The organism is Levilactobacillus suantsaiihabitans (genome assembly GCF_004745505.1).
GTDB lineage: Bacteria > Bacillota > Bacilli > Lactobacillales > Lactobacillaceae > Levilactobacillus > Levilactobacillus suantsaiihabitans.
Genome location: NZ_RKLX01000007.1, coordinates 42,246 through 53,442, shown reverse-complemented (window position 1 = coordinate 53,442; position 11,197 = coordinate 42,246). Strand labels below are relative to the sequence as shown.

The window sequence follows — 11,197 nt, the reverse complement described above, 5'->3', positions numbered from 1 at the left end:
GGCGTATGTTTCGGCTATGAGGCCACTTTGAGCCGAAGTTCACGTCTCAAAGACGCCAGTTGTCTAATAGCTTGACGACTGGTCTTTCACTAACACAGTGTCACTGATAGACGTAGGCGCCTGTTTTCACCAATTTTAGGTTAAACCTTCAGGAACCAATATGAAGTCTTAGGTGTTTAGAAAAGAGGGTGTGTCATGAGTGTTTTAGATTACTTTGTCTTTGCGGCCATTTTAATCATCTGGGGTATCTTGGTGGTGAACTTGATTTTGACGATGGCCGGGTACACGCAGTATTTACAGGATGCGCGTACGCCCGCGCCGCAGTTGCCCGCCCAGGTACCGTTTGTGACGGTGATGGTCCCGGCGCATAATGAGGGGATTGTTATTGTGAAGACCGTGTTATCACTGTTGAACTTTGACTATCCCCATGACCGTTACGAGATTATTGTGATCAATGACAATTCCAGCGATAACTCGGCAGCTCTGCTCAAACAGATACAAACCACCTACCCGCAACGTAATTTAGAAGTCATTAATACGGACAAGGTCACGGGAGGCAAGGGCAAATCCAACGCCTTGAATATTGCGTTGAAACAAGCCAAGGGCAGTATTATCTCAGTTTATGACGCGGACAATACGCCGGAACGACCGGCGCTACGGTATCTGGTGGCTGAGCTGATGCAAGATGATACGTACGGGGCGGTTATTGGTAAATTTCGGACGCGTAACAAGAATGCTTCATTACTGACGCGGTTCATCAACGTTGAGACGCTCTCGTTTCAGTGGATGGCGCAAGCAGGCCGCCTGCGCCTCTTTAAACTCTGTACGATTCCGGGGACCAATTATGTGATTCGGCGGTCACTGTTAGACAAAATCGGTGGGTGGGATACCAAGGCTTTGGCGGAAGATACCGAAATCAGTTTTCGGGTGTATCGTTTGGGTTATCGAATCTATTTCCAACCCAAGGCTGTGACCTGGGAACAGGAACCACAAACACTGGATGTATGGTTTCATCAGCGAACGCGCTGGGTCAAGGGAAATATTTACGTGATTTTGAAGAACCTTCCCTTGATCTTTCGCAAGAGTGGTCGCCGAATACGGTTTGATCTGTTGTATTTTTTATCCGTCTACTTTCTCTTGATGACGTCGTTAATTCTGTCTGATTCGGTATTTGTGCTTTCAGTTGCAGGGGTCGCGCACTCCAATCTTTTGGGGTTTAACAACTTTTTGTGGGCCTTCGCAATTGTCCTGTTCGTCATCAGTACCTTTGTAACGATTACCACTGAAAAAGGGGAAATGACGCTGGGCAATCTACTTATTATTATTTTCATGTATGTCGTTTATAGTCAAATGTGGCTCGCGGTAGCTGCTTATGGAATGGTGGGGTATATTCGTGAACAAGTCTTTCATCAACAAGCAAAATGGTATAAGACCAAACGCTATCAATAGGGCGATTTTAGCTAGCCTACTCCTTATTCTGAGTGTCTGGGGACTGTTGGGCATAACGACGACTGCCAGTGCCAAAACAGCGCTGAAGACCTACACGCAGCCGTTTCAAAACAATACCACCAGTCTATCTGGTCAGTCCGTTGAAATGAGTACTTACTTTATCAAGATGGACTATTGGGACGTGAAAAGAGCGACGCTGAATCTGAATTATCAGGTGTCTCAGCTTTCCAGCAGGCAATTATCGGACATTACGGTTTCTCTGGGTGGCGTAAAATTCGCCTCATTTCGACCGAAAAAACAAACGGGACTGCAGACCAAGTCGATTCGCATCCCATTACGGCTCTTGGCTGGTCAAAATGAATTGAAAATTAGTGGTCAGGTACTGAATCGTGCCGGCAAACAGGACTATCGGCTGACGCAGACGCCGGCCAACTGGCTGACCGTGGATAATCGATCAGATGTCAATTTCCAGTACGCCTTGAAAGCGCCGACGCGTAACATTGATTCCTTCTATGATCATTTCTCGGGGCCAGATACCATTGTGAACCGTAACGCTTACATCACAGTGCCCAATGCTGCGAACAATGCCGAATTGGCCGCGAGTATGTACGCGTTAACAGGGGAGTCGCGGGTCATCACCACGGAAAATCAGCAGATTCCGGTGGTTCAGTTCAACAATGCCGACGGGCAAAAGGCGGATTACCAACTGGTGATGGCCGAATATCAGCATTTGCCGGCGCGGTTTCAGAAACTATTTCGGCGCGCTGATCTGAAAAATGCGGCGCAGATCAAGCGGGCTGACACGAAACACAAGCACTACTTAGTGGTAACGGCGACGACAGGCGCGCTGCTAGAAAAGGCCGCGCGGTTCGTGGCGAATTCCGAGTTGATGAAGGAGTCAAAGCATCCCACCGAGCGGATTACCCTTGCCACGCAGACTTTCACGTCAACGCTCAACTATGACGGCAAGTATCAGTTGACCACCAGTGCGGATAAAATCATCGGCGCAGATCATCAGGAGCGTCAGTATTTTGTCAGTCTGCCGGTCGACCGCAACAACGCCGACGGGTCCACCATCAGCATTCACCTGCGCTATGCCCGCAACCTGGATTTCAGGAGTTCACTGGCCACGGTATATGTGAACGATACGGCCATAGGGAGTCAGCGCTTGAGCGCCGCGCGAGCGGATAACGATACCCTGACGGTGACGTTGCCTAAGGGCATGGCCCTGGGTAATAGCTTCACGGTTCGGGTGGCCTTGGACCTGCCGCTAAAGGGTTCGGCCGCCACACAAAATAATCACCAGACACCTTGGGCCAGCATCGAACCTGACTCAGTTGCCCGCATCAAATCGGCGCCGGGCAACGACCTACTCTTTAGCAACTATCCGAATTTGTTTTTGAAGAATTCAACCTATGATAATCTGGCGGTCGTCCGGCCGCAGACAATGTCGGCCACGGACTACCAAACCCTGACCAACATTTTCAATCTGATTGGTAATTATGCGGAGAACAACCGCGGCAAAATCACCTTTTATCGGCAGTCGCCCAGCAAGACGGTCATAGCGGATGCCAACGTGATTGCCTTTGGTACGCCACGGCAAAATGCGCTGATTCATCGGTTGAACCGACGGCTGTATTTCAAATACAATGCAGCCGAGACTGGTTTTTTGTCGAATGAAAAGCTGAGCATTGAGCAGAAATATGGCCAGACGATTGGCAGTGCCCAACTGTTACGATCGCCATATAATGCGCAGAAGGGGTTGCTGGTTGTGACGGGCGCCACCGCTACGGGGACGTATTTGGCCTCAACACAAATCAATTATCAGCGGAATATCGCCCAGTACACGGGCGATGCCATCATTGTCGACCCTGACAACAACCACAACGGTTATCGGTTCAAGAAGAACAAACTGATCAATACCGCATTGAATACGAAGCAGACCATTAGCCGGCATTCGCAGCAGTTGTTGTACTTGGGACTGGGCCTCATCATGATTGCGGTAGTAACGATTGCGCTATTGCTCCTGCTGTGGAAGCACGGCAGTTTGCATCGCCGGAAGAAGGGGGCGCGACATGACTAATCGTGCGAAAAACTCTAATCGGGAAACGTGGCTCACGGATATCTATCTGATTGCTTTTTTGATGATGGTTAGTGGCCTGGCACTGGGGATGGCCGCCACGCAGACCCACTATTTGCTGATCAACGTGACCTTTCTGGCCGTGACCATCTGCCTGATTTTATTCACGTACTTTTGGGGGATTATCACGGGCTTGTTGTTGAACCTGGCGTTTATGTTCGCCCAGATTTTAATTGTCATCTACGTCAGTCAGACGCACGCCGACACGGTGGCGTGGGGCTTGCTGTTCTGGATGATTTTGCCCCTGCTCCTGTCAATTTCCTTTTATGGAATGACAGCGCATTTGCGCAAGCTTCAAGCGGATAACGTGAAATTACGGCAAGACCTGATTGAACGCGGGGCGTTTGACGAGTCGACGAACCTGCGTACGACGGTCTCGTTCATTGAAGATACCGCCGTTTTTACCGAAACCAACCGCCGTTTTAATCTACCGGTAACGACGATGATCATCCGGATTCGTTATTTCCAAGAGATGCGCAGTATGATCAGTGACAGTCAGTTAAGCGAGCTCTTACAGCTGGTTTCGGAGACCATCAAAGATGCCATGCGTACCAATGATATTACCTATTTGTTGGACCGGACGAACCCGACTTGGGGCGTTTTACTCTTCACCAATGCGGATGGTGCTGGCATTGCTGGTAAACGGATCAAGGATAAATTTGATAAGGCCTTACTTGATTCCGATAACTTAGCGACCTTGGAGGTCCGGTTAATGGTCGGGGTAGCCAGTTGGGATGCGGAGAAGATGAAGAACCCGTATGACCTAATGAACGCTGGGATTAAGGAAACGGAATACGACGTTTAAGGCCTGATAGCAGGAAAAATGCGCCAAAAGGTGATTGGCCGGTGAACATTAGGGCTGATCCCCGAATAATCCCGGGCTGGGATTGTTTGGGGATCGGCCTTAAGCGCCGGGCGCCTTTTGACGCATGTTTTGGTTACTTAGAGGAAACAAAACGGCCTGGGGTGGTTTGGCGCCAGACGCATTTTGATTGACGCGAGTTACCGCCGATTCATATACCGGTAAAGGCTATACAAAATAATACCCGCCAGCACGATGATGCCCACGGCTGGGTTATCGCGAAACAGCCAGTGGACGACCCGGATGGGACTGGTACCATGTAAGCCACCAATTAAGGTGGTGAGGTGAGAGAACATAATGAGGCCTCCTGTGAAATTAATTGCGAAAATATCTGAAAAAATTAAGGAAAAGTAAAGACATTTTGGTGATTTAGCGTATGATGTAAACCACAGAGACCTAGAGGAGGGTATACACGTGAACGTGAATTACATGCTCATCCTGGAAATCATTGTGGTGGTCAACGCGGCATTGGCCTTCGTGACGGTCTTCCGGGAAAAACGCGATATTGCAGCGACCTGGGCTTGGATGCTGGTGTTAGTGCTTCTGCCAGTGGTCGGGTTTATCGCCTACGCCTTTATCGGCCGAAAATTGCCGAAGGGCCGGATGTTTCGCCTGCAGCGGCAGGTCGCCGTACAACTAGAGGAACGCTTGAATCAACAGCGTGAAGAAATTGGCGATGAAATTGTGCCGTCTGACCAAATTAGCCACTCGGTCATCAATATGGTGAATATGTTTATGGAAACGGACCACGCCTTTCTCGCACGCAAGAACCGGGTGCGGGTGATTACGGATGGCCACGACCTCTTCCATCTGATGTTGGAGGACATCGAGCGAGCGCATTCTAGCATTCATATTGAATTTTACACCTTTTACAATGATCAGATTGGTAATGACGTCTTGGATTTGTTAATTAAAAAGGCCCAGGCTGGCGTCGAGGTGCGGGTCATCTATGATCCGTGGGGGTCGATGGGGACCTGGAAGAGCTTTTTTAAGCCGTTGATCGACGCTGGGGGCCACGTGGAGGCCTTCCTGGGCACGCGTTCGGCCGTGATCGACTTTCGGCTGAACTTCCGGGATCACCGTAAAATTGTGACCATTGACGGACAGATTGGCTACGTTGGGGGCTTTAACATCGGCGACCAGTATCTTGGGCGTAAGGAAAAATTTGGCTACTGGCGCGACACGCATTTGCGCATCGTGGGTTCCGGGGTCTTCTCCCTGCAGGCCCGTTTCATGCTAGATTGGAATGCCACTGACCGCGATCACCCCTTCAAGGATGACCGCATCGAGCACAAATACTTCCCGCTGACCAAGGTCAAGGGGGAGACCAGCCTCCAGATTGTGTCGAGTGGACCGGATTCTGACCTGCAACAGATCAAGATGGGCTACATGCGGCTGATCCAAACGGCCGAGAAGCGGTTATGGATTCAAACACCGTACCTGATTCCCGACGACAGTGTCTTGGACTCCCTGCGGATTGCGGCCATGGCGGGCGTCGACGTACGGATCATGATTCCGGACAAGCCAGATCACGCCTTCGTGTACCGGGCCACGCAGTACTATGCGCGACAACTGGCCGATGACGGCGTCAAGATTTACTTCTACCACAACGGGTTCATCCACGCCAAGACCATGGTCGTCGATGGCCGAATTGCCTCGGTAGGGTCGGCGAACATGGATTATCGCAGTTTCAAGTTGAATTTCGAAATCAACGCCTTCATTTATGATCCGCAGGTGGCCACGCAGCTAGAGGAAATCTACGAGGCCGACATGCGCTACAGTGAGCTGATTACGCCGGAGAAATTCAAGGCGCAATCGACGTATTTGAAATTCAAGCAGACGGCGTCGCGGTTATTATCCCCGATTCTGTAACGCCTGTCCTGATTGGCGCATGGTATTATTGGGGTTAGGAGTCACGTTGGGGCGCAACTAAGCAGATTGGTTGGCCTGGTGACGTGACAGATGTTATGATGAAGCCGCTAAAGTGGTCGGCACTGCTGGCCCGGATTGAGGCCAGGCTTGCTGGTCGGGCCGGCAGTGTTGCCCTTTAGTGCCGCAAAAAAATTGAGTTGATGGAGTCTGGGACTAAGCGCCTGGGCTCCTTTTTGGGTTAACTGGAGGTTAAAAGTTGGATTAATGGGTTGGTTTCTGATTGGCTTAAAAGCCTGGCTAAGACCGTAGTCTCTCAAGTTGCCCTGCGCTTTAAACTGAGACAAGACCGCAATCGATACCTTCGTCACAGTGGCGGTCACCCAGGCTGACACCGGTAAGTTGATGTCTGTCAGAAACGATGTGTTGATCAGGCGTTAGTTGCTATCGGGGGTTAAGCCGATGCTTGTTGGCAAGCGCTTTTGTAGCCGAGAGTTCGCCAAATATGGGTTCAGCCGTGGGAGTTGTCTTAGCGGCACGGTTCAAGCCGCTTAGACAACTGGCGTCTTTGAGACGTGTTCTTCGGCTCAAAGCGAGGCGTCGAGACCGTTCTTTGGCTCGACCCGTCCCCAGCGTTCCAACCCATATTTGGCGAACGGTAGGCGGCCAGCTCTCACTATGAAACGGTCAACAACTAATCCTATATTGTGCCGTTCAGCTGTTAGCGACGAAAATACCCCAGCGAGCGCGTCGTTGGGGCAGTGGCAAATGCTTGGTTAAATGAATCTTGCTGGATTGCACTGATTAGTTAGGGGTGCCAATCACAATCCACAGATGAGACCGCACGACCAGCCCCATCTACAGTCCTTATCATAACTGAGCAAGCGGGCGAACACAATCAAAGGGCTTAACAATCGAGTTAGTGAGCGATTGGTTAAGTGGCTTGCTCAGTAAACGGGTAAGTCGTTTGAGTCAGTTTTGCAATTTTGTAAAGAAAGTTTGTCCGTTCACTGTATGCCAAACAAATGCCCCGCAATCACGATGACTGCGGGGCATTTTAATGAATTATTTCGTAAAATCAATGGCCAGACTCAAGAAGTAGACCACGATCCCGCCAACCACCATGCTGACGAGTTCGCCCCAGCCGATGGACAGCCAGTTGGCCCAAAAGGTTGGCCAGAAGGCGGCGTTGCCCACTATGGCGATCTCCCAGGCAATCATGCACATGAAGAAGACGGCGACCACCGTGTTGACCGCCATTTGGGCGATACGGTTGTGGACGACCTTGCTGAGCCAGTACATGACCAGTAGGGCCAGCAGCGTTTGGACGGTCCCGGTTATGATGTCCAGAAAGCCAAACGGCGAGGCAATGATATTTGAGATGAAGACCCCCAGCGTGACCGCGGCAATGTAGCGCTTGTTAAAGACGACCAAGTGGTTAAACATTTCCGACAGGCGCACCTGAAAAGGGCCGAAGCTCAGGGCTGACAAGACCGTTGTTAAAACAACGTAGAGTGCAGCTACCAGGGCAGCGAGGACCATACTACGGGTGTCGTCGATGCCCAGAAAACTTTTCTTAGAATTCACGAGAAATTCCTTCCTTTGCTAGTTATTCAGTTTGTGACGCATACATAAGGGTACCGCAAACCACGGGATTTGGCAAAATGTTCCATGTGAAACATTACAATCCGGTATTGTCTGGGGCGAAGCATTGACAGGGGCCGGGGTGGTTGTGTAGATTAAAACTAACTTAACTGAAATCAGACAAAAATAATTGGAGGAGTCATCATGAAAATCGCACACCGCCAGTGGCCACTGTGGGGGCTGTACACCTTGGCGTTTACGGTGATTGCCGCATTGGGATTTGGCGTGTTTGGCCTGGCGAACCGCACCATGATTTGGTACATGGATGGGGTGACCCAGCACTATCCGCTCATCTTAGAACTCCACCGCTTATTGACAAAGGAAGGCCTAGGTGGTCTGGCCGGGTGGTCGTGGACGCTGGGGTTAGGGGCCGATAAACTCACAACGCTGGCCTATTACGTGTTGGGCGACCCGTTTGCTTACCTGGTGGCACTACTGCCCACGCGGTTGCTCGAGGTCGGCTACGGCTGGGACATCGTGTTACGGCTGTACGCCAGTGGCCTGGCCTTTTTAGCATTGGCTAAACGCTATGACTTTCGGCCCGGCAGTCAGCTGTTAGGGGCGGTGACCTACGCCTTTACCGGCTACTCGCTCATGGTCGGTGTGCATCATCCGTTTTTCTTATTGCCCATGATCTGGTTGCCGCTGTTATTCGTGGGTATCGACCGGGTCTTGCGGGGTCGCGGTTGGGGAGTATTAGCCCTGATGACCGGGATCACGATCCTGAGTAATTTTTACTTTGCCTACATTCTGGGACTGGGGAGCCTGATCTATGCGGTGATCCACTACCTGCACGTGCATCAGCAGGGTCGCGTTGCCGTTAAAGGCCGCGTGGTGCTGGGGCGTTTCTTGGCCGCCGCGGTGACCGGGATTCTGATTGCCGGCGTCTTTTTGGTGCCATCCCTACTGATGATGTTAAAATCCACGCGGACCGGCGCCATCTTTGCCAACGGCTTGCTCACCTATCCGCTGAGCTACTACCTGACGCTGGGCAATGCCATTTTGACGACTGGGAATACCTTGAATTACTGGGCGGTGCTGGGGATGAGTGGCATCACCTTTCTGGGCTGCGTCTATACGCTGGTCCACTGGCGGCAACACCGCTGGCTGGCCGGCACCTTAGTCGCTATCGTACTGGGACTGGGGATTCCCGCCGTGGCCGCTGCCTTTAACGTCTTCACCACGCCGTCCAATCGTTGGATCTTACTGGCCGCGGTGCCGTTTGGCTTGGCGACCATGGTCCTCGGCGACCAGCTGACGCATCTCACCGCCCGGGACCGCTGGTGGCTGGCCGGAAGCGTGGCGGGACTGCTCGCTGTGGTCTACCTCAGCAACGGTCTCATCTTCAGTAATGCCGCGCGGGACCTGATCACCTATGGCCTGCTGCTGGCACTGCTGGCGGTCTTAATGATCACTGCCCCCGCGCGGATCACCTGGAGCTTGGTGAGTGTGCTGGTCGGGTTAAATTTGGTCAACAACGCCTGGGGGTATTACGACCCCAATGCTGGGGTGCAGGCTACCCAGGAGTTGCGGCGCGGGGATGCGACTCGTTACATTCAAGACTATTTTGACGGTGCGCAGACCGTGGCTCAAGATGAGCAGACCTTTAGCCGCGTCGACGCCACCCGCAATTTTAATTTATTTCGGACGGTCGGCAATAACATGACCATGACGCACGGGTTGCACGGGGTCATGTCGTATTTTTCCGTGCAAAACGGCTACGTGGGGCAGTTCAGCCGCGACTTGCAAAATTCTGAGTACGCCATGAACGCCCCGATTGGCCAAGGCGACAGCCGGACCACACTGAATCAACTGCTGGGCGTCAAGACGCTGTTTGCCCGTGCAGACCAGGTGGCCACGCACCAGGCCTTGCCGTACGGCTATCGTGCTGCGGGTAAGGTGTTCCCCGAAAAGCCGGTGTACGCGCTGTCTAACGGCGTCGGCACCCAGGCGTTGACCACCAACCTGGCCTTTCCACTGGTCTACACCCAGCCGCAAGCCTTGACCACGACGGCTTGGCGGCAGTTGTCGGGGGTGGATCGCGAACGCAGCTTAACGCAAGCGGCGGTCACGACCAAGCCGGTGGCCGGAGTGACGGCGGCGACCTACCAGTCTCCCAAGCGCCAGCTGGCCTATACGGTGACCCCCGATACGGTGCCGGTGATCGACAGTACCAATAAGGTGATTCAATACCGGTTAAAACAGGCCTTGGCCGGTCAAAGAAAGGGACTCAACGACAAGCAAACGGCGACGTACGGGGCGACGCTGAAGGCACCGCAACTGACCGTCGATGCTGACGGTCTGATCAGTCGCCGCGACGTTTTGCAATACGGGCCTATGGTGGGCTTGCAGCGGCATCGTCAGGCCCTTCAACGCGTCTTGGCGCAGAACCAAACGATCGTGAAACGCACCACTCAGGCCAATGCCCACGGCTTGCGCCAGCTGACTAGTGACGCACAGGGCCAGCCGCTCAGCTACACGTTGACCCTCAAGCACCCACAACGCGCGCGGGGGACGGAGTTATATTTGGAGCTTACCGGCATCACGTCGGATCGCTTGACCACCCGTGGCCAGCTCCAAGCCCAGGACAATACCAGCGTGCTGGGGGCCACACCGCGCTCGGCACTGACCAAGTTGAATGCCTGGCGGACGGCGACGCGCAACCCGGATCTGGGGGACTACTGGGTCACGGCCAAGACGCGTAATGCGGCCAAGACCTTTTCCCAATTTGGCGTCGACAACCTGTCGGACTACGAGCCCAAGCAACACGTCTTGCTCAACCTGGGCTATTCCAAGCAGTTGCGCAAAACGGTGGACGTGACCTTTAACGCCACGCAGCAGATCAATTTCAAATCCGCCCGGTTGATTGCCGTGCCATTTGGAAAAGCCTACAACCAACAGGTCCACCGCGTGCAGCGTCGCGGCCTGCAGCACGAACGGGTCACCAACAACCGGGTGACCGGCGACCTAACGACGGCCCGAACCAGCGTGCTGACCACGTCGATTCCGTACTCCACCGGTTGGCGGCTGACGGTCGATGGGCGGTCAACGCCCACGCAGGTGGTCAACGACGGCTTCGTGGGCGCGCGTCTGACCCGTGGTACCCACCACATCCAGTTGACTTACCAGACGCCGGGACTGAAACTCGGCTGGGCACTGACCGTGGTCGGCACCCTGATTTTAGTGGGTGAAATCGGCTGGCGGTATTGGCGGTGACCTTAATCTTAAAAAAA

The 11,197-nt window shown here is 53.0% G+C and carries 7 protein-coding genes; 5 read left to right on the top strand and 2 right to left on the bottom strand.

Translation table 11 applies throughout. The features are described from left to right. Window positions 1-195 precede the first annotated feature (195 nt). From EGT51_RS05555 to EGT51_RS05545, 3 genes are read left to right on the top strand one after another with little or no spacing between them, the layout of a single operon-like run. On the top strand, window positions 196-1,449 hold the full coding sequence (locus EGT51_RS05555) for a glycosyltransferase family 2 protein (protein WP_135367776.1): 1,254 nt from the start codon (window positions 196-198) through the stop codon (window positions 1,447-1,449). A gap of 46 nt (window positions 1,450-1,495) precedes the next feature. Continuing rightward, window positions 1,496-3,532, top strand: coding sequence for a cellulose biosynthesis cyclic di-GMP-binding regulatory protein BcsB (locus EGT51_RS05550; RefSeq protein WP_318531299.1), 2,037 nt, complete (start codon window positions 1,496-1,498; stop codon window positions 3,530-3,532). Continuing rightward, complete coding sequence (locus EGT51_RS05545) at window positions 3,525-4,394, top strand: GGDEF domain-containing protein (RefSeq protein WP_135367774.1); 870 nt, start codon at window positions 3,525-3,527, stop codon at window positions 4,392-4,394. The genes EGT51_RS05550 and EGT51_RS05545 overlap by 8 nt, the downstream gene beginning before the upstream one ends. Window positions 4,395-4,591: 197 nt before the next feature. Here EGT51_RS05545 and EGT51_RS12925 read toward each other — a convergent pair whose 3' ends face one another. Next, on the bottom strand, window positions 4,592-4,747 hold the full coding sequence (locus EGT51_RS12925) for a hypothetical protein (protein ID WP_167850147.1): 156 nt from the start codon (window positions 4,745-4,747) through the stop codon (window positions 4,592-4,594). A 118-nt stretch (window positions 4,748-4,865) separates the two neighbouring features. Between EGT51_RS12925 and cls the strand changes: the two genes are divergently transcribed. Continuing rightward, a complete protein-coding gene (cls, locus tag EGT51_RS05540) occupies window positions 4,866-6,323 on the top strand; it encodes a cardiolipin synthase (RefSeq protein WP_135367773.1) in 1,458 nt (485 codons plus the stop codon). Window positions 6,324-7,385: 1,062 nt separating this feature from the next. On the opposite strand, the gene EGT51_RS05535 is transcribed toward cls, so the two are convergent. Then, entirely contained in the window at window positions 7,386-7,907 is a 522-nt protein-coding gene (locus tag EGT51_RS05535; RefSeq protein WP_135367772.1) for a QueT transporter family protein, read from the bottom strand. A gap of 201 nt (window positions 7,908-8,108) precedes the next feature. On the opposite strand from EGT51_RS05535, the gene EGT51_RS05530 reads away from it, so the two are divergent. Beyond that, window positions 8,109-11,180: a YfhO family protein gene (locus tag EGT51_RS05530; RefSeq protein ID WP_135367771.1), complete on the top strand. Its 3,072-nt coding sequence runs from the start codon at window positions 8,109-8,111 to the stop codon at window positions 11,178-11,180. Window positions 11,181-11,197: the final 17 nt, after the last annotated feature.